Below are 23,389 nucleotides of genomic sequence, written 5' to 3'. Positions count from 1 at the left end.
GCTACGCCTCCTCCTTGTTCTCGTCGATCTTCTCTTCGTGCTGCGCGTCGCGCTTGTCCGCCGTCTCGGGCTTCTCGGACTTCCGGCTGAACTCCAGCTCGACGCGCGCCTTGGCGATCTCGTCGAACAAGACCCGGCGGGCCGTCGGCTTGCGCCCCTTCACACCCGGCACCTCCAGATCGAGGCCGTCGTCGTCGACGCCGGTGATCCGGGCGATCAGCTCCCCCGACCCTGCCGCTTCGGTGAGTTGGGCCTTGATGAGGCGGCCGAGCGCGCGGCGGTAGTGGCGCAGCTCGGTCAGCGGGCGGTCGGCGCCCGGGGAGGTCACCTCAAGGGTGTAGGGCGCGCCGCCCATCACATCGGTGTCGTCCAGGACCACGGACGCCTCGCGGCTCAGCTCGGCGCACTCGTCCAGCTGGACGCCCTCGTCGGAATCGACCACGATCCGCAGCACCCGGCGCTTCCCGGCCGGTGTCACCTCGATCTCTTCCAGATCCAGGTCTCGCGCGGCGACGAGCGGTTCAAGCAGTCCGCGCAGCCTCTCGCTCTGGGTGGTGCTCATCCGGGTGACTCCTCGGCCGCGTGTGCTGTTGTGGGTGGATCGCGTGTCGGATCAAAGCCTATCGGTTCCGGCGGGGTACTGACGATTCGGTGGGTGGTCACGGATACTCTCGCCTGCGGTGATCACGACGGAAGACCCCGGGAAGTGCAACGTGCCGAAAGTGGCGCTCACACGCAGAAGGACCCTGCTGGCCGGCGCCGCCCTGGGGGGCGCGGCGCTGCTCACCGGCTGCTCCGAGGACGTCTCCCCCGACCGGGACGAGCACTCCTCCGCCGCCGATCGGCTGCGCACGGCCGCGGCCCACGACAGTACGGCGCTGCTGGCGCGCTACGACGCGACGCTCGCCGCCCACCCGGCGCTGGAGCCGCGGCTGCGCCCGCTGCGCTCCGAAGTGGCCCGGCACGTCCAGGCGTTCACGACCTCGGACGCCGCCCCCTCCCCCGCCGGCTCCGCCCGCCGGGGCCGTCCGCACAAGGCCGCCGCGCCCCCGGTGCCCGGGGACGAGAAGGCCGCGCAGGGCGCCCTGGCCGTCGCGGAACGCAAGCTCGCCGACAACCGGACCACCGCGCTGCTGACCGCGCCGCCCGAACTGGCCCGGCTGCTCGCCTCGGTGGCCGCGGCCGGCGCGGCGCACGCCTATCTGCTGACGGAGCCGCCCCGATGACCTCCCGGAAGAAGAGCGACGACCACAGCGACGACGGCCGCGCGGAGCTGACCGCCGTGCAGGCGGCGCTGGCCGCCGAGCACGCCGCGGTCTACGGCTACGGCGTGGTCGGCGGCCGGATCTCCCACGACCGGCGCACCGAGGCACAGGCCGCCTACGACGCCCACCGCGCCCGCCGGGACGCGCTGCGCCGCGAGGTGCTGGCGCTGGGCGGCACGCCCGAGGCCGCGGCGGCCGCGTACGAACTGCCGTTCCCGGTGCCCGACCCGGCCGCCGCGGCGCGGCTGGCGGCGGAGCTGGAGGACCGGCTGGCCGCCGTCTACGCGGACCTCGTACGGGCCGGCGGCCGGGCCCGGCGGCGGGAGGCGGCCGCCGCGCTGCGGGAGGCGGCGGTGCGGGCGGTGCGCTGGCGCGGCGGCGGCGTAGCCTTCCCTGGGCTCACGGAGCGGGCTTCGGCCGCCGCTCCGTCCGGCTCCGCGAGCGCCTCCGCGGGCGCGCTCTGAACGACCGGCGGTCACCCCCCGGAAAGGCCCCAGGAAAGGGACAGCGCAGGCATGGCAACGGCACCCATCGAACCGCCGCAACGTTTGGTGAGTTCGGTGAGCGGCGACCCGGACAGCCCGGTACGGAAGTGGCTCGACGCGCTGCCGACGCTGGTTCAGCAGCGGCTGGACGACTGGCAACTGACGCTGGAGCGGGTACACGCCCCCGGTGGCCGCAGCAGTCTGCTGGCCCTCGTACGGCAGGTGGACGGTACGCCGGCGGCGCTGAAGTTGCCGGTACCGGGCCGCCGGGCCGGGCACGAGGCGGCGGCGCTTGCGGCCTGGGACGGCTGGGGGGCGGTACGGCTGCTGCGGGCCGACGCGGCGAGCGGTGCGCTGTTGCTGGAGCGGTTGCAGAGCGGGGTGTCGCTGCGCTCGCTGCCGGAGGCCAAGGCTTTTCTGGAGGCGGCCGGTACGGTGCGCCGCCTGTGGGTGGAGTCGCCGGCGGACCATCCGTTCGAGACCCTGGCCGGGCGTACCGACGAGGACGTGGAGGCGCTGGGGACAGCAGGTGGGCTGACCCGGGCGGCCGGTCCGCTGGTGGCGGAGGCCCAGGAGCTGCGCCGTGGTCTGCCGGCCGCTTCGGAGGAGCAGTTCCTGCTGCACGGGGCGTTCCGCCAGGGCAAGGTGCTGGCCGGTGAGCGGGCGCCGTGGCTGGCGGTCGGCCCGTCTCCGGTGGTCGGCGAGCGGGCGTACGACCTGGCGGCGCTGGTGCTGGACCGCTTCGAGGACCTGGCGGCCGGGTCGGGTGCGGCGGCCGCGGTCCGCCGCCGGATGGCCAAGCTCGCCGACTCCCTGGAGGTGGACCGGGGGCGGCTGCGCGACTGGACGCTGGTCCGGGCGGTGGACGCCGGGGTGCGGGAGGCGGCCGTGGGCGACCGCCAGCACGGCGAGCTGCTGCTGGAGTTCGCGGCCTGGCTGTAGCCCACCCGTGCGTGCGCTGCGGCGCCGCCGGTCCCGGGACCGGCGGCGCCGCAGCGGCTTCGTATCAGACGGATCAGACGGATCAGTCGGATCAGGCGCTGAGCCGGGCGACGGCCTCCTCGACCGTCAGCTCCTCGCGCTCGCCGGTGCGGCGGTCCTTGACCTCGACCACACCCTCGCCGGCGCGCCGGCCGGCGACCACGATGGTCGGCACGCCCAGCAGTTCGGCGTCGGTGAACTTCACGCCCGGCGAGACCCCGGCCCGGTCGTCGACCAGGACGCGCAGGCCGGCGTCGCCGAGCAGGTCGCCGATCTCCAGCGCGAGCTCGGTCTGCTTGGCCTTGCCCGCCGCGACCACGTGCACATCGGCCGGGGCGATCTCGCGGGGCCAGCACAGGCCCTTGTCGTCGTGGGTCTGCTCGGCCAGCGCGGCCACCGCACGGGAGACGCCGATGCCGTACGAGCCCATGGTGACCCGGGCCGGCTTGCCGTTCTGGCCGAGGACGTCGAGCTCGAAGGCGTCCGCGTACTTGCGGCCGAGCTGGAAGATGTGGCCGATCTCGATGGCGCGGTCGATCTTCAGGCCGGTGCCGCACTTCGGGCAGGGGTCGCCGGGCTCGACGACGACCACGTCGAGGTACTCGTCGACCTCGAAGTCGCGTCCGCAGACCACGTTCTTGGCGTGCACGCCTTCCTTGTTGGCGCCGGTGACCCAGGCGGTGCCGGGGGCGACGCGGGGGTCGGCGAGGTAGCGGAACGCCTTGCCGGCCAGGCCCTGCGGGCCGACGTAGCCGCGGACCAGGTCAGGGCGGTCGACGAAGTCCTCGGCGGTGACCAGCTCGACGGTGGCCGGCGCGAGGTGCTCGCCGAGCTTGCCCAGGTCCACCTCGCGGTTGCCCGGGACGCCCACCGCGACGATCTCGCCGTCGACCTTGACCAGGAGGTTCTTCAGGGTCGCGGAGGCCGGTACGCCGAGGAACTCGGCGAGCGACTCGATGGTCGGGGTGTCGGGGGTGTCCAGCTCCTCGAGGGGACCGTGCGCGGAGCCGTCGGCCGGCTCGACCTTGACCGTGACGGCCTCGGTGTTGGCGGCGTAGTCGCAGCTCGGGCAGTCGACGAAGGTGTCCTCGCCGGCGGACGCGGGCGCCAGGAACTCCTCGGACGCCGAGCCGCCCATGGCGCCGGAGACGGCGGAGACGATGCGGTAGTCCAGGCCCAGGCGCTGGAAGATCTTCTCGTAGGCCTCGCGGTGCAGTGCGTACGACTGGGCCAGGCCCTCGTCGGTGGTGTCGAAGCTGTACGAGTCCTTCATGTGGAACTCGCGGCCGCGCAGCACGCCGGAGCGGGGGCGGGCCTCGTCGCGGTACTTGATCTGGATCTGGTAGAGGATCACCGGCAGGTCCTTGTAGGACGTGCACTGGTCCTTGACCGTGAGGGTGAAGATCTCTTCGTGGGTGGGGCCGAGGAGGTAGTCGGCGCCCTTGCGGTCCTTGAGGCGGAAGAGCAGGTCGCCGTACTCCTCCCAGCGGCCGCTGGTCTCGTAGGGCTCCTTGGGCAGCAGCGCCGGCAGCAGGACTTCCTGGCCGCCGATGGCGTCCATTTCCTCGCGGACGACGCGGGAGACGTTCTCCAGGACCTTCTTGCCCAGCGGCAGCCACGTCCAGATGCCGGCGGAGGAGCGGCGGACGTACCCGGCGCGGACGAGCAGCTTGTGGCTGGCGGTCTCGGCGTCGGCCGGGTCGTCGCGCAGTGTCTTGATCATCAAGCGGGACATGCGCTGGACCTGTGCGGCGTTGGCCATGGGAGTTTCTCCTGCGTAAGAAAGGTGACTCCCTGGAGGTTAGCGGCCCGGGTGTGTCCCGCGAAAATGCGTTAGCGCTGCGCTTGGCGTTTGCCCCACGTTTTTGGCTTTCCCGCCGTGGGGGTTTCTCGCCGTTGCGCCTGCGGCGGGCTGGGTTTGTTGTGGGTGCGGTGACGGGCCTCCGGGGCCGGTTGTGTGGACTGCTGGGGGCGGGTCAGGGGCGCTTCAGGGGCAGGGGGGCGCCCATGACGGCGTACGGGGTGGGGGCGCTGGGGAAGAGGACGCGGCGGGCCAGGTCGCGGTAGCCGAGGGAGCGGTAGAGCTTGCGGGCGGGGCTCTCGACGTCGATGGCGGAGAGGATGGAGCGGGGCTCGCCGGCCCCGTCGGTGATCCGGGTGATCAGTGCCCGGCCGAGGCCGCGGTGCTGGTAGGCGGGGTGGACGTGCAGCTCGGTGATGGTGAAGGAGTCGTCGAGCCAGTGGTCGAGGCCCTCGCTGCGCAGATAGGGCTCGACGACCGTGGACCACCAGTGGGTGCGGTCGTTGGGCATGCCGTAGATGAAGCCGACGAGCCGGCCGGCGGGAGTGGTGGCGCCCAGCGCCCGGGCGCCGGGGCAGCCGAGGTGGCGCAGGACGATGTGCCGGCGGACGGCGATCTCCTCGTCGCTCAGGCCGAAGGCGAGCGCCTGTACCGCGAGCGCGTCGTCCACGCGGGCGGCGAGATCGAGGGGGCCGACCGCGACGTCATCCATGGTCGCGAGCGTACAAGGCCGCGGGTCAGAACAGTACGCTCATGAACGCGCCGACTTCCTCGAAGCCCACCCGGCGGTAGGCGGCCCGGGCGGCGGTGTTGAAGTCGTTGACGTAGAGGCTGACGACGGGGGCGACGTCGCTGAGGGCGTAGCGGAGCACGGCGGCCATACCGGTTTCGGACAGGCCCTTGCCGCGGTGGGCGGGGTCGACCCAGACGCCCTGGATCTGGCAGGCGCGCGGGGTGGCGGCGCCGATCTCCGCCTTGAAGATGACCTTGCCGTCCTCGACGCGGGCGAAGGAGCGGCCGGCGCCGACGAGTTCGGCGACCCGGGCCTGGTAGAGCAGCCCGCCGTCGCCGGCCATCGGGGAGATGCCGACCTCTTCGGTGAACATGGCGACGCAGGCCGGCATGATCAGGTCCATCTCGTTCTTGCGGATCCGCCGGACGTACGGGTCGGGGGCGATCTCGGCGGACTGCGAGGTGGTGACCATCAGCGGCTGGTGGGCGCGGAGCTCGCGGGCCGGGCCCCAGTACGGCTCCAACAGCGACCAGAGTTCGGTCGTCGGGCCGGCCGGGCCGACGATGGAGGAGCAGCGCCGGCCCTGGCGGCGGGCCCGCTCGGCGAAGCCGCGGACGGCCTCGGAGGTGGCGCAGACGGGGACGAGGTTGGCGCCGGCGTAGCAGAGCGATTCCAGCCGGCCGCCGACGTACCAGCCCCACATCTCGCCGCCCAGCCGCCAGGGGTCGAGGCCGGCGACCTGGACGCGGGCGGCGACGAAGGCGTTGGCGACCGGGTCGCGGTCGAGGACCGCGAGCGCATCGTCGAGGTCCCCTGGTTCGAGGACCTTGATGGTGGTGGTCGTCAGCACTTCTCGGTTTGCCTCACCGTTACGGGCCTGGGAGGCCAGGCGGGAGCAGGTCTTGGCACTTTACCTCGCGTCCGCGCGGGTCACCCTGTGCGCTGTCCGCGGGGCCGCTCCGGGCAGCCGTGAGCCCCGCGGCCCGGGTGGGCGGCGGGGCTCAGGTGGGCTGTGGGGCGGGTCAGCCGGCGGCGGTGACGACCGGTTCGCCGGAGGCGACGCCGTCCTTCTCCATCTGCTCGGCGATCTTCATGGCCTCTTCGATGAGGGTCTCGACGATCTTCGACTCGGGGACGGTCTTGATGACCTCGCCCTTGACGAAGATCTGGCCCTTGCCGTTGCCGGAGGCGACGCCGAGGTCGGCCTCGCGGGCCTCGCCGGGGCCGTTGACGACGCAGCCCATGACGGCGACCCGCAGCGGCACCTCCATGCCCTCCAGGCCCGCGGTGACCTCGTCGGCGAGCTTGTAGACGTCGACCTGGGCGCGGCCGCAGGACGGGCAGGAGACGATCTCCAGGCGGCGCTGGCGGAGGTTGAGCGACTCCAGGATGGCGATGCCGACCTTGACCTCTTCGGCGGGCGGTGCGGACAGCGAGACCCGGATGGTGTCGCCGATGCCCTCGCTGAGCAGCGCGCCGAAGGCGACCGCGGACTTGATGGTGCCCTGGAAGGCGGGGCCGGCCTCGGTGACGCCGAGGTGGAGGGGGTAGTCGCACTGGGCGGCGAGCTGGCGGTAGGCGTTGACCATCACGACCGGGTCGTTGTGCTTGACCGAGATCTTGATGTCGCGGAAGCCGTGCTCCTCGAAGAGGGACGCCTCCCACAGCGCGGATTCGACCAGCGCCTCGGGGGTGGCCTTGCCGTACTTGGCCAGCAGGCGGGCGTCCAGCGAGCCGGCGTTCACGCCGATCCGGATGGGCGTGCCGGCCGCGGAGGCCGCCTTGGCGATCTCCTTGACCTTGTCGTCGAACTGCTTGATGTTGCCGGGGTTGACCCGGACCGCGGCGCAGCCGGCGTCGATGGCGGCGAAGACGTACTTCGGCTGGAAGTGGATGTCGGCGATGACCGGGATCTGGGACTTCTTGGCGATCACGGGCAGCGCGTCGGCGTCGTCCTGCGTCGGGCAGGCGACCCGGACGATCTGGCAGCCGGAGGCGGTCAGCTCGGCGATCTGCTGCAGCGTCGCGCCGATGTCGGAGGTCCGCGTCGTCGTCATCGACTGCACCGAGACCGGTGCGTCTCCGCCCACGGCGACCGGACCGACGTGGATCTTGCGGCTGACCCGGCGGTCGGCCAGCTTGGTCGGTACGTCCGGCATTCCCAGTGAAATGGCAGTCATCTGGCGAGCAACCCCAAGGTGTGGATCAAGGCCCCGCGTCGGCGGGCTCCGGCCTCCGAGATTACGACACCGGGATCGCCCGGGGCACATCGAGGCCGTGCGCCCCCACCAATGGGGCGGCCGGGCACGCCCATACGGTCCTGGCGGGCCCGGCCGTCACGGATGTCCGGTTCAGGTGAGTTTCACCGGGTTCACCACGTCCGCCACCAGCACCAGCAGCGTGAAGCAGATGAAGATCCCGGCGACGACGTAGGCGACCGGCATGAGCTTGGCCACGTCGAAGGGGCCGGGGTCCGGCCGGCGGACGATCTTGGCGAAGGCCCGGCGGATGGATTCCCACACGGCGCCGGCGATGTGTCCGCCGTCGAGCGGGAGCAGCGGCAGCATGTTGAACAGGAACAGCGAGAGGTTGAACCCTGCGACCAGGAAGAGCATGGTCGCCACCCGCTGCTCCGGCGGGATGTGCAGCGAGAAGACCTCGCCGCCGACCCTCGCCGCGCCGACCACGCCCATCGGGGAGTCCTGCTTGCGCTCGCCGCCGTTGAAGGCCGCGTTCCACAGGTCCGGGACCTTGCCGGGCAGGTTGACCAGGGAGGAGACGCCCTGCTCGACCATGTTGCCCATGCGGTCGACGGACTGGCCGAAGGACTGCTGGACGACGCCGCTGGCCGGGGTGAAGCCGAGGAAGCCGGCGGTGACGAACTGGCCGGGGACGTAGCCGCCGTGCCCGTCGGTCTTGGCGACCTTGTTCTTGATCAGGTCGGCGTGCAGGGTCTTGCGGACGCCGTGCCGCTCGATGACCAGCGTCGCGGGCCCGGTGGTGTCCCGGATCTGCTGCTGGAGGGTGCCCCAGTCGGGGACGTCGTGGCCGTTGAACGTGACGATCCTGTCGCCGGCGCGCAGGCCGGCGGCCTTGGCCGGGGAGTCCTTGGCACCGTGCGGGCACTTGTCGGTCTTGGCGGCGGCCGAGATCACGCAGTCGGAGACGGAGCCGACCTGGGTGGTCTGGGTGTTGATGCCGAAGCCCATCAGGACGCTCATGAAGATCACGACCGCCAGGATCAGGTTCATGAACGGCCCGGCGAACATCACGATGACGCGCTTCCAGGGCTTGCGGGTGTAGAAGAGCCGCTTCTCGTCACCGGGCTGCAGTTCCTCGAAGGCCGCCGAGCGGGCGTCCTCGATCATGCCGCGAAACGGCGAGGTGGAGCGGGCCTGCAGCTTCCCGTCGTCCCCGGGCGGGAACATCCCGATCATGCGGATGTAGCCGCCGAGCGGGATGGCCTTGATGCCGTACTCGGTGTCGCCCTTCCTGCGGGAGAAGATCGTCGGCCCGAAGCCCACCATGTACTGCGGCACGCGGATGCCGAACATCTTGGCCGTGGAGAGGTGGCCGAGTTCGTGCCAGGCGATGGAGAACAGCAGGCCGACGACGAAGACGACTATGCCGAGGATGGTCATCCAGGTCGTCATGCGCGAGCCTCCGAGGGTGTCCGTGCCGCACGGGCGGCCAGTTCGCGGGCGCGGGCGCGCGCCCAGGTCTCCGCCTCCAGGACGTCCGCGACGGTCAGGGAAGTTCCCCGCGCGGGCGTGCCGTGTTCGGCGACCACATCGGCGACGGTATCCACAATCCCTGTGAACGGCAGCCCGCCCTTGAGGAACGCGTCCACGCATTCCTCGTTCGCGGCGTTGAAGACGGCCGGTGCGGTGCCGCCCAGGGAGCCGACGTGGCAGGCGAGCGGTACGGAGGGGAAGGCCTCGGTGTCCAGCGGGAAGAACTCCCAGCTCTGCGCCGTGGTCCAGTCGACGCCAGGGGCGGCGTCCGGGACCCGGTCGGGCCAGCCCAGCCCCAGCGCGATCGGCATCCGCATGTCGGGCGGGCTGGCCTGGGCGAGGGTGGAGCCGTCGGTGAATTCCACCATCGAGTGGATGAAGGACTGCGGATGGACGACGACCTCGATCGCGTCGAAGGGGACGTCGAAGAGCAGGTGCGCCTCGATGACCTCCAGGCCCTTGTTGACCAGGGTCGCGGAGTTGATCGTGACGACCGGGCCCATGGACCAGGTGGGGTGGGCCAGCGCCTGCTCGGGGGTGACCCCGGCCAGCTCGTCCCTCGTACGGCCGCGGAACGGGCCGCCGGAGGCGGTGACCACGAGCTTGCGGACCTCGGCGCGGTCGCCGCCGGTCAGCGCCTGGAAGAGCGCGGAGTGCTCGGAGTCGACGGGGATGATCTGGCCCGGCCGGGCGACGGCCTTGACCAGCGGGCCGCCGACGATCAGGGACTCCTTGTTGGCCAGCGCCAGCACCCGGCCCGCCTTGAGGGCGGCCAGGGTCGGGGCGAGACCGATGGAGCCGGTGATGCCGTTGAGGACGGTGTGGCAGGCGGACGCGGCGAGTTCGGTGGCGGCGTCGGGGCCGGCCAGGACCTCGGGGAGCTTCTCGCCCGGACCGTAGCGGTCGGCGAGCGCGGCGCGCAGCGCGGGGGCCGCCTCCGCGCGGGCCACCGCGACGGTGTCCACCCGCAGCCGGTGCGCCTGCTCGGCGAGCAGCTCGGTCCGGCCGCCGGCCGCGGACAGCGCGGTCACCCGGAAGCGGTCGGGGTTGCGCAGCACGATGTCGATCGCCTGGGTGCCGATCGAGCCGGTCGAGCCGAGGATCACCAGGGAGCGGGGCTGGCCCGGGCCGTCGGGATCGCCGGCGGCCGGCTCGAAGCGCAGGTGCGGATGGGCGAGGGAGTCCGTCATGGGGTCCATTGTGGCCGGTCGCGGGGGTGCCGTGGGCACGGAGGGCACACGCCGGGCCCGGTCCGGCCGATCAACGGCGGGACCGGGCCCGGGTGGGGTTCAGCCGATGGGGCGGTGGACGTTGTCCTTGGCGCTCGGGCCGGGGGTGGCGTCGGCGATCCACGGGCCGTCGCCGCTGGGGTCGACGATGCCCTCCTCCAGCCAGCCGTAGCTGCCGTCGAGGACCCCGGAGACGACCTTGCGGTCGAGTTCGTCGGTGTTGGTCCACAGCCGGCCGAAGAGCTCCTCGATCCGGATCCGCGCCTGCCGGCAGAACGCGTCGGCCAGCTGCTGCGCCTCGCGGCCGTGGTCACCGGTCTCGCGCAGGTGCTCGGCACGGACGCAGGCGGCGCTCATGGCGAAGAGTTCGGCGCCGATGTCGACGATCCGGCCGAGGAAGCCCTGCTTGGTCTCCATCTTCCCCTGCCACCGGGACATCGCGTAGAAGGTGGAGCGGGCGAGCTTGCGCGAGGTCCGCTCGACGTACCGCAGGTGCCCGGCGAGGATGCCGAACTCCTGGAACGTACGCGGGAGTTGGCCGGGGCCGGCGACGAGCTTGGGCAGCCAGCGGGCGTAGAACCCGCCGGCCTTGGCGGCTGCCTTGCCCTTGTCGGCGAGGGACTTGTCGGGGTCGATGAGGTCGCCGGCGACGGACAGGTGGGCGTCCACCGCCTCCCGGGCGATCAGCAGGTGCATGATCTCGGTGGAGCCCTCGAAGATCCGGTTGATCCGCATGTCGCGCAGCATCTGCTCGGCCGGTACGGCGCGTTCGCCGCGGGCGGCGAGCGAGGGGGCGGTCTCGAAGCCGCGGCCGCCGCGGATCTGGACCAGTTCGTCGGCCATCAGCCAGCCCATCTCGGAGCCGTAGAGCTTGGCGAGGGCGGCCTCGATGCGGATGTCGTTGCGGTTCTCGTCGGCCATCTGGGAGGACAGGTCGACGACCGCCTCCAGGGCGAAGGTGGTCGCGGCGATGAAGGAGATCTTGGCGCCGACGGCCTCGTGCTTGGCGATCGGCCGGCCCCACTGCTCGCGGGCCGCGGACCACTCGCGGGCGACCTTCAGGCACCACTTGCCGGAGCCGACGCACATCGCGGGCAGCGAGAGCCGTCCGGTGTTGAGCGTGGTCAGGGCGATCTTCAGGCCGGCACCCTCGGGGCCGATGCGGTTCGCGGCCGGGACCCGCACCCGGTGGAAGCGGGTGACGCCGTTCTCCAGGCCGCGCAGGCCCATGAAGGCGTTGCGGTTCTCGACGGTGATTCCGGGCGAGTCCGCCTCGACGACGAAGGCGGTGATGCCGCCCTTGTGGCCCTCGGAGGCGGGCACCCGCGCCATCACCACCAGAAGGTCGGCGACCACGCCGTTGGTGGTCCACAGCTTGACGCCGTCGAGGACGTACTCGTCGCCCTCCGGCACGGCCGTCGTCGCCAGCCGGGCCGGGTCCGAGCCGACGTCCGGTTCGGTCAGCAGGAACGCCGAGATGTCCGTACGGGCCAGCCGCGGCAGGAAGGTCTCCTTCTGCTGCGGGGTGCCGAACAGCTTCAGCGGTTGCGGTACGCCGATCGACTGGTGGGCGGAGAGCAGTGCGCCGATGGCGGGGCTGGCGGTGCCGACCAGGGACAGCGCCCGGTTGTAGTAGACCTGGGTGAGCCCGAGGCCACCGTATTTGGGGTCGATCTTCATGCCGAGCGCGCCGAGCTCCTTGAGCCCGCGCACGGTCTCGTCCGGAATCCTGCCCTCGCGCTCGATCCGCGCGCCGTCGATCTGCGTCTCGCAGAATTCCCGCAGGGTGGCGAGGAACTTCTCACCGCGGCGCACGTCGTCCACGGCGGGCGTGGGGTGCGGATGGATGAGGTCGAGCCGGAAGCGCCCCAGGAACAGTTCCTTGGCGAAGCTCGGCTTGCGCCAGTCCTGCTCGCGGGCCGCCTCGGCGACCTGGCGTGCTTCGCGCTCGGAAACGTTGCGGATGGATGGAGCGGTCATCAGGAGCTCACCTCGCCGCGGGGTCGGGAGTTCAGCGCCGGCGGCCGGTCGGCCGCTGGACAGCGCTACTTGTGAGAGTTACCCGATCCGCGCGGCTTGCACCACTGGAGGTACCGGCCGCGGCGGGCCGCAACGGCGCCTCCCGGCCATGGGGGGCCTGCGCGCCGGCGGGCCCGGCGGTCCGGCCCGCCGTCATCGGCCCTTCGGGGGGTGTGCGCATACCGCGCCGGTTGTACGTACTGGCGGGTATCCCCCCTGGGACACGGCCGCGACTCCACCTGGGACAGGAGGCGCCGGGGCGGTCCGCGCCGTACGGTCAAGATCCGGCACGACGGGGGAACGGTGCCGAGAACGGGGGACGCGGCGCGCTCCGGAAACAGGGTGCCGGAGCGCGCCGCGTCGAGGGGCCGGCGCCGGGGGGTGCGCCGGCCGGGGTCAGGACGGTGATTCGGCCCGAGGGAAGGCCGTCGCTGTCCACCGGTCCCGACCTGGTCGGGGGTGCGGAGGAGTGAGGTGACACCGGCTTTTCGGTGCCGCCGGGTGGTGCCCCTTGCGGGGCACCCGGTCCGCGTCCTACAGGGCGAGGCCGGTGAGGACCAGCACCCGCTCGTAGGTGTAGTCGTCCATGGCGAACCGGACGCCCTCGCGGCCCACGCCGGACTGCTTGACGCCGCCGTACGGCATCTGGTCGGCGCGGTAGGACGGCACGTCGCCGATGACCACGCCGCCGACCTCCAGCACCCGGTGGGCGCGGAAGGCGGTCTTGGCGTCATGGGTGAACACGCCCGCCTGCAGGCCGTACTTGGAGTCGTTGACCGCCGCGAAGGCCGCCTCGACGCCGTCGACCTTGGTGAGGGTGAGCACCGGGCCGAAGACCTCCTCGCAGGCGAGGGTCGCGCCCGCGGGCACGTCCGCCAGCACGGTCGGCGCGTAGGAGGCGCCGTCGCGCTTGCCGCCGGCGAGCAGCTTCGCGCCACCCTGCACGGCCTCGTCCACCCAGGCCTCGACGCGCTTGGCCGCGTCCTCGTTCACCAGCGGGCCGACCTCGGTCGCGTCGTCCGACGGGTCACCGGTGACCTGCGCCTCGACGGCCGCCACGATCTTCGGCACCAGCCGGTCGTACACCGAGGCGTCCGCGATCACCCGCTGCACGGAGATGCAGGACTGGCCGCCCTGGTAGTTGGAGAAGATCGCGATCCGCTGCGCCGCCCAGTCCAGGTCCTCCTCGGAGGACCAGTCGGGCAGGACGACGGCCGCGCCGTTGCCGCCGAGCTCCAGGGTGCAGTGCTTGCGCGGCACCGAGTCCAGGATCGCGTAACCGACCTTCTCGGAGCCGGTGAAGGAGACGACCGGCAGCCGCTCGTCCTGGACCAGCGCCTCCATGCGCTCGTTGGGCACCGGGAGGATCGACCAGGAACCGGCCGGCAGGTCGGTCTCGGCGAGCAGCTCACCGAGGATCAGACCGGACAGCGGCGTGGCCGGGGCCGGCTTGAGGATGATCGGGGCGCCGGCGGCGATGGCCGGGGCGACCTTGTGGGCGCAGAGGTTGAGCGGGAAGTTGAACGGCGCGATGCCGAGGACCGTGCCGCGCGGGAAGCGGCGGGTGAGCGCGAGCCGGCCGGCGCCGCCCGCATCGGTGTCCAGCCGCTGCGCCTCGCCGCCGTTGAAGCGACGGGCCTCCTCGGCCGCGAAGCGGAACACGGAGATCGCCCGGCCGACCTCGCCGCGCGCCCACTTGATGGGCTTGCCGTTCTCCGCGGAGATCAGCTGCGCGATCTCCTCCGTGCGCTCGACGAGCCGGCGCTGCACGTGGTCCAGCGCGGCCGCCCGTACGTGCGCGGGGGTCGCCGCGAACTCCTCCTGGACCGCGACGGAGGCCGCAATGGCCTCCTCGACCTGCTCCTCGGTGGGCACGCTCACCGTGCCGACGAGACGTCCGTCCCACGGGGAGGTGACATCGAAGGTGGCCTCGCCGGTGGCCTCGCGGCCGGCGAGCCAGAAGGCGGTGGGGGCTGCATCAGTGGGGATCGGCACAGTGGAACCCGGCCCTTCAGACGTGGTGGGTGGTGCGCATGGCTCGGCGAGCGGCTCTGCGGTGTGGACTGCTGCCCCCACGGTAGGGGCGCGCCGCCGTGATGGCGTTTGTCCGAAGCGGCGTAATCAGGGGGCGGGGCTCTCCGTGGTGGAGGGGGCGCCCTGGTGCTGCCGGAGGTCACTTTCCTCTTTGGAGGTCATTCCTCTCCCCGGGGCTGCGCCGCCGACGCGTTCGACGAGGTCGCCTTCAGCGCCAGCCACAGCTCCATCCGCACGTCCGCGTCGTCCAGCGACCGCCCCAGGATCTCCTCCACCCGCCGCATCCGGTAGCGCAGCGTGTGCCGGTGGACGCCCAGGTCGGCGGCGGCCGCGTCCCACTGGCCGTGCCGGGCGAGCCAGGCCCGCAGCGAGGCCACCAGATCACCGCGGCCGGTCGCGTCGTGCTCGCGCAGCGCCCGCAGCAGCCCGTCGGCGAACGCCCGGACCGCGTCGTCGGCGAGCAGCGGGAGGACGGACCCGGCGGCCACGTCCTCGTGCTCGACCAGCACCCGGCCGCGCCGCCGGGCCACCGACAGCGCCTGCTCGGCCTGCCGGTAGGCGTTCGCGGCGGCCGCCGGCCCGGTCGGCGCGGACAGCCCGACGGCCAGGCCCTCGCCGCCCCCGCCCGGTTCGGTACGCCCCGCCCGGCCCCGCGTGCGGGCCTGTGCACCGGCCCGGGCCTCGGCCTGCGCCGCGTACGACGCACAGGCGTCCGCCGCCGCGCCGCCGTCCGCGACCAGCACGATCAGCCGGCCGCCGTCCGGTACCGCGAGCACCGCCTCACCGGTCCGCGCGGCCGCCGAGTCCATGGCATCGGCCAGCGCGTCCAGCGCCCCGCCCGTACCGCTGCCCCGGGAAGGACCGGCCGTGCCGCGAGAAGTACTCGCCGCGCCTCGTGGAGTACCGGCCGGGCTCCCCGACGTACCGGCCGTGGCCCGCGACGTACCGGCGGACGAGGAGCCGGCCGGCCCGCCGCCCTCCTCCCCCGCCAGCGCTTCCGCGACCACCATCCGGAACGGCGCGTCGAGCAGCCCGCCGTACAGCCGCCCCGCCACCGCCCGCGCATGATCCGGCTCGCCCGCCAGCAGCATCTTCAGCACCGCGGCGCCCAGCCGCTGCTCGGCGTCCTGCAACGCCCGGGACCGCTCGGTGGTCAGCGTGAGCAGTGCGACCGCGGAGTGCACCGCGTACCGCTCGGCCGTCCCGAGCGGCGCGCCGGTGCCCACCGCGAGCACCCCGCGCGCCCGCCGGCCGGTGGCCAGCGACTGCAGCTCGACCCGGTCGTCGCCCTCGGCGTCGCTCACCACCGAGCTCGCCGGCGCGGGCCGCTCCCGCAGCCGCGCCACGTCCTCCGCGAGCCGGGCCGCCCGCCGCGCCGCCCAGTCGGGGGCGGCCGCCACGACAGCACCCGACGCGTCGTACAGCGCCGCCCAGCCGTCCAGGTGCGCGGCCAGCCGGGCCAGCAGGTCGGCCGGGCCTTCGGCGCTGAGCGCCGCCCGGGTCAGCTCCCGCTGCGCCTCGAAGCCCGCGGTGACGGCGCGGTACTGATCGGCGGCCACCGCGGCCGAGACGGCCTTGCTGATCGCGATGAACGGCGTCCGGCGCGGCACGCCCAGCAGCGGCAGCCCCTGCTCCCGGGCCGCCGCCACCAGCGGCCGGGGCACGTCCTCGTAATTCACCCCGACCGCGAAGCCCAGCCCGACCACCCCGGCCTCCGCCACCCGCCGCACGTACCTGCGGGTGGCCTCCGGATCCTCCGCGTCCAGCTTCAGCGCCGTGATCAGCAGCAGCTCGCCGCCCTCCATGTACGGCACCGGATCGATCAGCTCACTGGCATGCGCCCAGCGCACCGGCACGTCCAGCCGCTCCTCGCCCGCGAGCACGGTCAGCTTGAGCGCGGTGTGGTTGACCAGAGAAGCGAGCGTGTGCGGCATGAGACCTTCGATGGCTTCGGTGACTTCGGCGGCTTCGGCGGCTTCGCTGACGTGGATGACCTCGGCGAGCCCGAACGGACAACCGATCGTCGACCACCCGACAACCGGCCCACGCCCATTCTTTACGCCACCCCGTACGAACGGCCACTGCCGATTCTGCCTCAACGGAGGAATCGGCGGACTGGGGTACGGGGAACTCGGGTGCGGAAGACGGGGGCGCGGGGGTTGGGGTGCGGGGGCGGGGTGCGGGGACGCGGCGGGGTCAGGAGCGGAGGTCTACCAGGACAGGTGGGGCCGACTCCCCGCTCACCGAAGTCACGGACAGCACCGCGTGGCCAGGCGGCACCGAATTGGCCAGGTCCGACGCGGACCACCGTTCCCGTTCCACCGTCCGTACCGTCACCGCCTTCGCGGTGACGTTCTTGCCGGTGACCAGCCGTCGGATGGAGTGCAGGACCTTGGTGAACGGCTCGTCGGAGACGATCTGCCGGTCGGTGACGTCCTTGGTCTCCACCCACGCCTTGCCCCACACCTCGGCGAACCGTGCCCCGTCCCACGTGGTCACGCCCGCGAAGGCCACCCGGCAGCCGACCGTCCCCAGCAGCGCACCACGCAACGACTCCGGTACGTCGTCCAGGCCGCGCAGCGTGAGCACCGCCCCGGCGTTCGCCGTCCGGAGCCGCTGGAGTCCGCGCAGGGCCTCCTGAGTGATCACGTGTGACGCATCGTCAACCACCACACAGGCGAACAGCGAACGGTCCGCCCGGTTCACCGCGCACTCCGTGAACTGCGCGAGCACCAGCCGCGCCAGAATGCGCGAGGCGTCGGCATGGCCGCGCTCGGGGAGGTCGATCCGTACCCGGAGGGGGTGGTCCAGCGCGCGCAGCGACACCTGGCGTGATTGCCCGGTCGGATCGAAGAACCCCTCGAACGCCGGCCGGTCCAGCACCGCGATCCGGTCGGCGAGCATCATCCCCGGATCACCCGGCCGTTCCGCCTGCCGCTCCCGCGCATCCAGTTCCCGCAGGGCGCTGCGTTCCCCGGCCGCCTCCAGCGCTGCCCGTAGTCCCGCCATGGCCTCACGAGAGCCGTCCAGGAGTTCCCGCAGCTCCGGCACCGCGGGAAAACGCCCGTGCGCCGCCCTGAACGGACCGAGCAGCTGACCGAGTACGGTCGTCGCCCGTCGCCCGTCTCCTCCGGGAGCCGTCGCCATCAGGTCGCCCACGAGCGCCTCCGCCAGGATCGCGGCTGCCTCATCGGTGTCGGTCGTACCGCCGTAGAGGTCCAGGTCGCACTGGGCGTCGCGGTGACCGATCTTGACCACGGCGTCGAACGCGTCATCAGGCGCCGGTGCCGTCCCTTCCGTCCCGACGGAGACGACCGCGGCCCGTCCGGCGAGCGCCTGGAGACACAGGGCCTCCACCAAGGGGCGCACCAGGCGGGTGGTCTTCCCCGAACCGGCCGGGCCGACCGCGAGCAAGGACGTGCCGAGCACGTCGGGCGCCAGCGCGAACCCGGTGCCGCGCCGGTCGTAGGGGTTGCGTACGTCTTCGGAGGCCGTTCCGATGCGTACCTGGGAGGTGAGCAGGTCGTGGCGGGCCGTCCGGTTCGTCAGGTCGCGCGCGCCGGACGGGTGCAGACAGGCCGCGGAACCGTGCTTCTGGACGCTGTCGATGAAGGCGGGCAGCCGGCTCGGCTGCACCCGGACCGACTGCCAGGCGCGAGTGAGCCGGACATGATCGACGTCGTTCATCAGCCCGGCCCGCGCCTCCTGCGCCAGCCGATCGGCCGCCGGCCCGGCCCCCTCCTCCCGGAGACCGGCCCATTCGGCCCGGTCGACCTCGAGCATCCGGGCGCCGGTGTCCGCGACCTTCCTGGCGTCGGGCACCTCGCGCCGGCCCGAAGAGACGTAACGGCGGCGCAGCTCCGAGAGGCAGGCGAACCTGCTGAAGACCACCAGCAGCACACCGAGGTCGATGAGCGAATAGCTCGTGGCGTAGTAGAAGTACGACGCCTGCTGCCCGGACACCGGCGTCAGGTTCTCCAACTGGAGCATCAGCAGGGAGGACTCGGTCGTTTGGTCGGTGCACCACTGCCACAGGAACCAGACCACCACCAGCGCCGCAACGGCGCGTGCGAGCAGCTGCCCACCGGGGAGCGCGCTCGGATCCTTGGGTGCGAGCCAGGAAGGCAGCCGGTCCCACAAGCGGTTCGTCACCGGTGCGATCAGCCGGCGGAACAGCGTGGGCCACCGTCCGACCCGGCCGAAGATGACGACGATCACGCCCAGAATGAGCGCCATGTAGATGAACGAGGAGACGATGTTGGCATTCCCCGTCTTCCAGGAATCGGGCAGCATCACCTCGCGCGGCCACTTCCAGTAGGGGCCGAGGTAGTCGTTCATCAGCAGCGACCAGACCAGCCATGCGCACAGGAACGAGATCACCGCACCGGCGATCAGCTGCGGTACCGCGATCTCGTGCGGCTCGTCCTTCGGCCTGGGCCGGTGCTCGTACGCCCAGATGCCCGGCCCCGCCAGTACGCGTGGAGCGCTCAGCCAGGCCATGAAGGGGGACTGCGGAGCGTCTCCCCGGCGGACGGCGTTGCCCGGCACGGCGGCCCCCTGGCCTGTGGCGGCCGGATCAGGGAAACGCGGGGGCGCGGTGGGTCGCGGCGGCAGATCCGGGGGTGGTGCCGGTCGTGGGACCTGGTCGGAGCGGGTATGACGTGCGTCGTGCGTGCCCTCGGTGTCCATCCGGTGCCCCTTGTCCCCCTTGAGCCGTGGCCTGGTGTGCGGTGCGGCGGTGCCGGTGGCCGGCGGTGCCGCGCTGTCATTGTCATGCCCGCGCTGGTGGGCGCCGCTGCCGGGCGCGCCGGCGCTCAATCTACTGGCCGGGAGCCGTCGCTATGTCCGGTGCGGACAACGCAACACGCGCACTTCTCCCGAACGGAACATGCCAGACCCGCTGCCCCGCCCCTAGCCTGCGAGAACAAGACTCAAGACGTCTGTCCGTTCCCGTTCCATCCAGGAGACTGCCATGAGCGAACTGTCCGGAGGCCCCGCCCTTCCCCAGGAGCGTCGCGTCGTCACCGCGATCCCCGGCCCGAAGTCGCAGGAGCTGTGGGCCCGTAAGCAGGCCACGGTCGCCAGTGGCGTCGGCGCCGTACTCCCTGTCTTCGTGAAGCGTGCGGGTGGCGGCGTCCTGGAGGACGTGGACGGCAACTCCCTGATCGACTTCGGCTCGGGCATCGCGGTGACCTCGGTCGGCAACAGCGCGGAGGCGGTCGTCCGCCGGGCCACCGCTCAGCTCGCCGACTTCACCCACACCTGTGTGATGGTCACGCCGTACGAGCCGTACATCGAGGTCTGTGAGCAGCTCGCCGAGCTGACGCCGGGCGACCACGCGAAGAAGTCGGCGCTGTTCAACTCCGGCGCGGAGGCCGTCGAGAACGCCGTCAAGATCGCGCGGGCGTACACCAAGCGGCAGGCCGTGGTCGTCTTCGACCACGGGTACCACGGCCGGACGAACCTGACGATGGCGCTCACCGCCAAGAACATGCCGTACAAGCACGGCTTCGGCCCGTTCGCGCCCGAGGTCTACCGCGTGCCGCTGGCCTACCCCTACCGCTGGCTGACCGGCCCGGAGAACTGTGCGCAGGAGGCCGCGGAGCAGGCCATCTCGCAGATCACCAAGCAGATCGGCGCCGAGAACGTCGCGGCGATCATCATCGAGCCGTTGCTCGGCGAGGGCGGCTTCATCGAGCCGGCCAAGGGCTTCCTGCCCGCCATCGCGAACTTCGCGAAGGAGAACGGCATCGTCTTCGTCGCGGACGAGATCCAGTCCGGCTTCTGCCGTACGGGCCAGTGGTTCGCGTGTGAGGACGAGGGCATCGTGCCCGACCTGATCACCACCGCGAAGGGCATCGCCGGCGGTCTGCCGCTGGCGGCCGTGACCGGTCGCGCGGAGATCATGGACGCCGCGCACGCGGGCGGCCTGGGCGGCACCTACGGCGGTAACCCGGTGGCCTGCGCCGCGGCGCTCGGCTCGATCGAGACCATGCGCGAGCAGGACCTCAACGGCAAGGCCAAGCGCATCGAGGAGGTCATGAAGGGCCGCCTCGTCGCGATGCAGGAGAAGTACGACATCATCGGCGAGGTCCGCGGCCGCGGCGCCATGATCGCGATCGAGCTGGTCAAGTCCGGTTCGAAGGAGCCCAACCCGGAGGCCACCGGCGCGCTCGCCAAGGCGTGCCACCAGGAGGGCCTGCTCGTGCTGACGACCGGCACGTACGGCAACGTGCTGCGCTTCCTGCCGCCGCTGGTCATCGGCGAGGACCTGCTCAACGAGGGTCTGGACATCCTTGAGGCGGCGTTCGCGAAGATCTGATCCGCCCGGGAGTCGATCCCGCCAGGAGTGAGCGGCCCGCGGCCTGTCCGCGGGCCGCTTTCCGTTGCCCCCGGCAGGTTGCCGCAGCCAAGTGGCCCCTGCTCGGGGTCCCAGGCAGGGGCCACGGGCAGGTGGCCTCAGACAGGTCGGCGCGGGCAGGTCGGCGCAGGTGGTGGCGGTCGGTCGTCGCCCCGGTCCGATCACCCCGTTCCGGGCGGACGCGCGTAGCTGGAGGCGCCGAGTGAAGAAGATGTGGGGGGCCGATGGCGGGCGGGTGATGCGGCTGTCCGGTGCGCCCCCCGTGCCGTACGGTTTCTGCAGATGAGAGAAACACCCCGCCCGCAGGGGACTGCGGGCGACGCCCGGTCGGCGCTTCCCCGGCTCCGTCCAGGCCGTGCCCTCGCGCACAAAGCCGGTCCTCCTCGCGAGAGGGGCTCCGGGAATCCTCACCGATCGGATGTCCGCCCGCCCCATACCCCCCGGGGCGCGCGGGACACCGGTCAGCGCGGCCGCCTCGGAACCACCCCCCCTGTTCCGAGGCGGCCGAACCCTTTCCCGGGCCTGTTCACCACCTCCTGGTCCGTCCTGCTCCTCTGCGCGCTGCTGTTCGCCGTGCTCACCTGGCAGGTGGCGGCGCACGGTCCGCTGCGGGCGTACGACGAGCGGCTCGGGCGTGGCATCGCCGGGGCTCGCGAAATCCCCTCCCCCGTTGCCGAGTTCTTCGCCGATCTCGGCAACACCGTCGTGGCGTTGCCGGTGTTGCTGGGGATCATGGGGCTGGTGATGATCCTGGCGCGGGTCGGATGGCGGTCACGACAGTGGGAGGGGGCCGTGGGCGGCCCTCCCCGCCGATGGTGGCTGCCGCCGCTGGCCGCCGGGCTCGCGCTCGCCGCGGTACCCGCGCTCGTCGTCCCGCTCAAGCTGTGGCTCGCCCGGCCGGGCCCGCCGCAGATGGCGGGCGGTGGCCACGACGGCTTCTTCCCGTCGGGCCACGCCGCCACGGCGGCGGTCGCCTACGGGGCGGCAGCGCTGCTGCTGATCCGCGGGCCGGGGCCCGGTACGTGCCGGGCCGGCCGCAGGCCCCGGGGACCGCTCCCCGTGGCAGTGGCCGCTACGGCCGTGCTGCTCAACCTCGGCGTCGGCGTCGGATTGGTGCGCCGCGGCTATCACTGGCCGCTGGACGTCCTCGGCAGCTGGTGCCTGGCCGGGGTGGTGCTCGCGCTCTGGCGCGCCGTCTGCGACCGCTGGGCGCCTGAGGTCACCGTCTCCTCCGCGCCCGTCAGCGCCCCCACCGGCGGATAGGAGGGGGCGGGCGGATGCCGTCCGCCCGCCCCGTACCGCCCCCGTCAACCTCAGCTGTCGAACCCCAGCCCCATCTTGTCCATCGCCTTCAGCCACAGGTTGCGGCGTCCGCCGTGGTTGTCGGCGCGGGTCATCGACCACTGGGTGATGCCGATGCCGGCCCAGCGCAGCGGCTCGGGCGGGAAGGGCAGCGGCTTGCTTCGGACCATCTCCAGTTCGGTGCGCTCGGTGCGTTCGCCGGCCAGCAGGTCGAGCATCACATCGGCGCCGAAGCGGGTGGCGCCCACGCCGAGGCCGGTGTAGCCGGCGGCGTAGGCGACGCGGCCGGCGTGTGCGGTGCCGAAGAACGCCGAGAAGCGGGCGCAGGTGTCGATCGCGCCGCCCCAGGTGTGGGTGAAGCGCAGGCCCTCCAACTGCGGGAAACAGCGGAAGAAGTGCCGGGCGAGCTTCTCGTACGTCTCCGGGTGGTGGTCGTACTCGGCGCGGACGCCGCCGCGGTAACGGTAGACGATGTCGTAGCCGCCCCACAGGATGCGGTTGTCGGCGGTGATGCGGAAGTAGTGGAAGTGGTTGTTGGAGTCGGAGAGGCCCTGGCGGTTCTTCCAGCCGATGGCGGCCAGTTGCTCGTCGCTCAGCGGCTCGGTCATCAGCGCGTGGTCGTAGACCGGGACGATGTACGGGCGGACCCGCTTGACCAGGGACGGGAAGGCGTTGGTGCCGAGCGCGACATGGCGGGCGAAGACCCTGCCGTACGGGGTGCGGACGGCCATGCCCATACCCTCGGAGGCGAGCGCGGTGGCGCGGGTGCGCTCGTAGATGCGCACGCCGAGGCCCAGGCACGCCTGCTTCAGGCCCCAGGCGAGCCGGGCCGGATTGACCATGGCGACGCCGTCGCGGTCCCACAGGCCGGCCCGGAAGGTGGGTGAATCGACCTCGGCGCGGAGTTCGTCCTCGTCGAGGAAGGTGTGCCGGTCCAGGCCGAGCTTCGCGGCGTCCTCGGCGGCCTCCTGGAGCTCGGCGATCTGGTGCGGCTCGGTGGCGATGTCGATCTCGCCGGTGCGCTCGAAGTCGCAGTCGATGTGGTAGCGGGCCACCGCCTCCCCGATGGCGTCGAGGTTGCGGATGCCGAGTTCTTCGAGCTTGGCGAGTTCGCCGGGCCAGCGGGCCAGTCCGTTGCCGAGGCCGTGGGTGAGGGAGGCGGCGCAGAAGCCGCCGTTGCGCCCGGAGGCGGCCCAGCCGATCTCGGCGCCTTCGACGAGCACGACATCGCGCTGCGGGTCGCGCTCCTTGGCGAGCAGTGCGGTCCACAGGCCGGAGTAGCCGCCGCCGACGACCAGCAGGTCGCAGTTCTCGTCGCCGACGAGGGCGGGCTGCGCGGCGGGGCGGGCGGGGTCGTCCAGCCAGAAGGGCGTGGGGGCGGCGTCCGCGAGGGCGTGGACGGGGGACGGGGCGTTCATGGCAGCTCGTGCCATGGTTCTCAGCTC

At 72.4% G+C, this 23,389-nt stretch carries 17 protein-coding genes; 5 read left to right on the top strand and 12 right to left on the bottom strand.

The genetic code is table 11. The features are described 5' to 3' along the window. Position 1: 1 nt before the first annotated feature. Positions 2-562: a ribosome maturation factor RimP gene (gene rimP, locus IG62_RS0116275; protein WP_030802568.1), complete on the bottom strand. Its 561-nt coding sequence runs from the start codon at positions 560-562 to the stop codon at positions 2-4. 160 nt (positions 563-722) lie between these two features. On the opposite strand from rimP, the gene IG62_RS0116270 reads away from it, so the two are divergent. Genes IG62_RS0116270 through IG62_RS0116260 form a run of 3 tightly spaced genes read left to right on the top strand, consistent with a single transcriptional unit; the run spans position 723 to position 2,692 of the window. Further along, a complete protein-coding gene (locus tag IG62_RS0116270) occupies positions 723-1,226 on the top strand; it encodes a hypothetical protein (RefSeq protein WP_030802567.1) in 504 nt (167 codons plus the stop codon). Continuing rightward, positions 1,223-1,729 carry a ferritin-like domain-containing protein gene (locus IG62_RS0116265; RefSeq protein WP_030802566.1) on the top strand — a complete coding sequence of 169 codons (507 nt, stop codon included), beginning with the start codon at positions 1,223-1,225 and terminating at the stop codon, positions 1,727-1,729. The genes IG62_RS0116270 and IG62_RS0116265 overlap by 4 nt, the downstream gene beginning before the upstream one ends. 51 nt (positions 1,730-1,780) lie before the next feature. Further along, a complete protein-coding gene (locus IG62_RS0116260; RefSeq protein ID WP_030802563.1) occupies positions 1,781-2,692 on the top strand; it encodes an aminoglycoside phosphotransferase family protein in 912 nt (303 codons plus the stop codon). 91 nt (positions 2,693-2,783) lie between these two features. Here IG62_RS0116260 and IG62_RS0116255 read toward each other — a convergent pair whose 3' ends face one another. The 10 genes from IG62_RS0116255 to IG62_RS0116210 form a co-directional block, all read right to left on the bottom strand. Further along, positions 2,784-4,493: a proline--tRNA ligase gene (locus tag IG62_RS0116255; RefSeq protein ID WP_030802559.1), complete on the bottom strand. Its 1,710-nt coding sequence runs from the start codon at positions 4,491-4,493 to the stop codon at positions 2,784-2,786. Positions 4,494-4,707: 214 nt separating this feature from the next. Continuing rightward, a complete protein-coding gene (locus tag IG62_RS0116250) occupies positions 4,708-5,244 on the bottom strand; it encodes a GNAT family N-acetyltransferase (RefSeq protein ID WP_030802557.1) in 537 nt (178 codons plus the stop codon). A gap of 25 nt (positions 5,245-5,269) precedes the next feature. Then, entirely contained in the window at positions 5,270-6,115 is an 846-nt protein-coding gene (locus IG62_RS0116245; protein ID WP_030802550.1) for a GNAT family N-acetyltransferase, read from the bottom strand. A 172-nt stretch (positions 6,116-6,287) separates the two neighbouring features. Further along, positions 6,288-7,445: a flavodoxin-dependent (E)-4-hydroxy-3-methylbut-2-enyl-diphosphate synthase gene (gene ispG, locus IG62_RS0116240; protein ID WP_030802548.1), complete on the bottom strand. Its 1,158-nt coding sequence runs from the start codon at positions 7,443-7,445 to the stop codon at positions 6,288-6,290. A 171-nt stretch (positions 7,446-7,616) separates the two neighbouring features. Continuing rightward, complete coding sequence (locus IG62_RS0116235; protein ID WP_030802542.1) at positions 7,617-8,918, bottom strand: M50 family metallopeptidase; 1,302 nt, start codon at positions 8,916-8,918, stop codon at positions 7,617-7,619. Then, positions 8,915-10,189, bottom strand: a complete 1,275-nt coding sequence (gene dxr, locus IG62_RS0116230; RefSeq protein ID WP_030802539.1) for a 1-deoxy-D-xylulose-5-phosphate reductoisomerase — start codon at positions 10,187-10,189, stop codon at positions 8,915-8,917. Before dxr ends, IG62_RS0116235 begins: the two co-directional genes overlap by 4 nt. A 99-nt stretch (positions 10,190-10,288) precedes the next feature. Next, a complete protein-coding gene (locus tag IG62_RS0116225; protein ID WP_030802536.1) occupies positions 10,289-12,208 on the bottom strand; it encodes an acyl-CoA dehydrogenase family protein in 1,920 nt (639 codons plus the stop codon). A 573-nt stretch (positions 12,209-12,781) separates the two neighbouring features. Next, positions 12,782-14,242, bottom strand: coding sequence for an aldehyde dehydrogenase family protein (locus tag IG62_RS0116220; protein ID WP_030802533.1), 1,461 nt, complete (start codon positions 14,240-14,242; stop codon positions 12,782-12,784). Positions 14,243-14,439: 197 nt separating this feature from the next. Beyond that, the gene (locus tag IG62_RS0116215) at positions 14,440-16,215 is read right to left on the bottom strand and encodes a PucR family transcriptional regulator (RefSeq protein ID WP_037838412.1); all 1,776 of its coding nucleotides are present in this window, start codon (positions 16,213-16,215) and stop codon (positions 14,440-14,442) included. A gap of 262 nt (positions 16,216-16,477) precedes the next feature. Then, on the bottom strand, positions 16,478-18,970 hold the full coding sequence (locus IG62_RS0116210) for a hypothetical protein (protein WP_030802527.1): 2,493 nt from the start codon (positions 18,968-18,970) through the stop codon (positions 16,478-16,480). 283 nt (positions 18,971-19,253) lie between these two features. On the opposite strand from IG62_RS0116210, the gene gabT reads away from it, so the two are divergent. Beyond that, positions 19,254-20,603, top strand: a complete 1,350-nt coding sequence (gene gabT / locus IG62_RS0116205; protein ID WP_030802524.1) for a 4-aminobutyrate--2-oxoglutarate transaminase — start codon at positions 19,254-19,256, stop codon at positions 20,601-20,603. Between the two features lie 612 nt (positions 20,604-21,215). Continuing rightward, a complete protein-coding gene (locus tag IG62_RS0116200) occupies positions 21,216-21,905 on the top strand; it encodes a phosphatase PAP2 family protein (RefSeq protein ID WP_324604632.1) in 690 nt (229 codons plus the stop codon). Positions 21,906-21,955: 50 nt separating this feature from the next. Here IG62_RS0116200 and IG62_RS0116195 read toward each other — a convergent pair whose 3' ends face one another. Continuing rightward, on the bottom strand, positions 21,956-23,377 hold the full coding sequence (locus IG62_RS0116195) for an NAD(P)/FAD-dependent oxidoreductase (RefSeq protein WP_030802516.1): 1,422 nt from the start codon (positions 23,375-23,377) through the stop codon (positions 21,956-21,958). Positions 23,378-23,389 lie beyond the last annotated feature (12 nt).

It is taken from the genome of Streptomyces sp. NRRL S-337 (assembly GCF_000720175.1).
GTDB classification, from domain to species: domain Bacteria; phylum Actinomycetota; class Actinomycetes; order Streptomycetales; family Streptomycetaceae; genus Streptomyces; species Streptomyces siderophoricus.
The sequence above is the reverse complement of the archived record's forward strand: the minus strand, read 5'-3'. Positions and strand labels throughout refer to the sequence as shown.

Excerpts from the sequence above, each read along its gene's own strand:
- rimP (WP_030802568.1), bottom strand. The coding sequence starts at position 562 with ATGAGCACCACCCAGAGCGAGAGGCTGCGCGGACTGCTTGAACCGCTC.
- IG62_RS0116235 (WP_030802542.1), bottom strand. The coding sequence starts at position 8,918 with ATGACGACCTGGATGACCATCCTCGGCATAGTCGTCTTCGTCGTCGGC.
- dxr (WP_030802539.1), bottom strand. The coding sequence starts at position 10,189 with ATGACGGACTCCCTCGCCCATCCGCACCTGCGCTTCGAGCCGGCCGCC.
- gabT (WP_030802524.1), top strand. The coding sequence starts at position 19,254 with ATGAGCGAACTGTCCGGAGGCCCCGCCCTTCCCCAGGAGCGTCGCGTC.
- IG62_RS0116215 (WP_037838412.1), bottom strand. The coding sequence starts at position 16,215 with ATGCCGCACACGCTCGCTTCTCTGGTCAACCACACCGCGCTCAAGCTG.
- IG62_RS0116265 (WP_030802566.1), top strand. The coding sequence starts at position 1,223 with ATGACCTCCCGGAAGAAGAGCGACGACCACAGCGACGACGGCCGCGCG.
- IG62_RS0116210 (WP_030802527.1), bottom strand. The coding sequence starts at position 18,970 with ATGGACACCGAGGGCACGCACGACGCACGTCATACCCGCTCCGACCAG.
- IG62_RS0116255 (WP_030802559.1), bottom strand. The coding sequence starts at position 4,493 with ATGGCCAACGCCGCACAGGTCCAGCGCATGTCCCGCTTGATGATCAAG.
- IG62_RS0116225 (WP_030802536.1), bottom strand. The coding sequence starts at position 12,208 with ATGACCGCTCCATCCATCCGCAACGTTTCCGAGCGCGAAGCACGCCAG.
- IG62_RS0116250 (WP_030802557.1), bottom strand. The coding sequence starts at position 5,244 with ATGGATGACGTCGCGGTCGGCCCCCTCGATCTCGCCGCCCGCGTGGAC.
- IG62_RS0116260 (WP_030802563.1), top strand. The coding sequence starts at position 1,781 with ATGGCAACGGCACCCATCGAACCGCCGCAACGTTTGGTGAGTTCGGTG.
- IG62_RS0116195 (WP_030802516.1), bottom strand. The coding sequence starts at position 23,377 with ATGGCACGAGCTGCCATGAACGCCCCGTCCCCCGTCCACGCCCTCGCG.
- ispG (WP_030802548.1), bottom strand. The coding sequence starts at position 7,445 with ATGACTGCCATTTCACTGGGAATGCCGGACGTACCGACCAAGCTGGCC.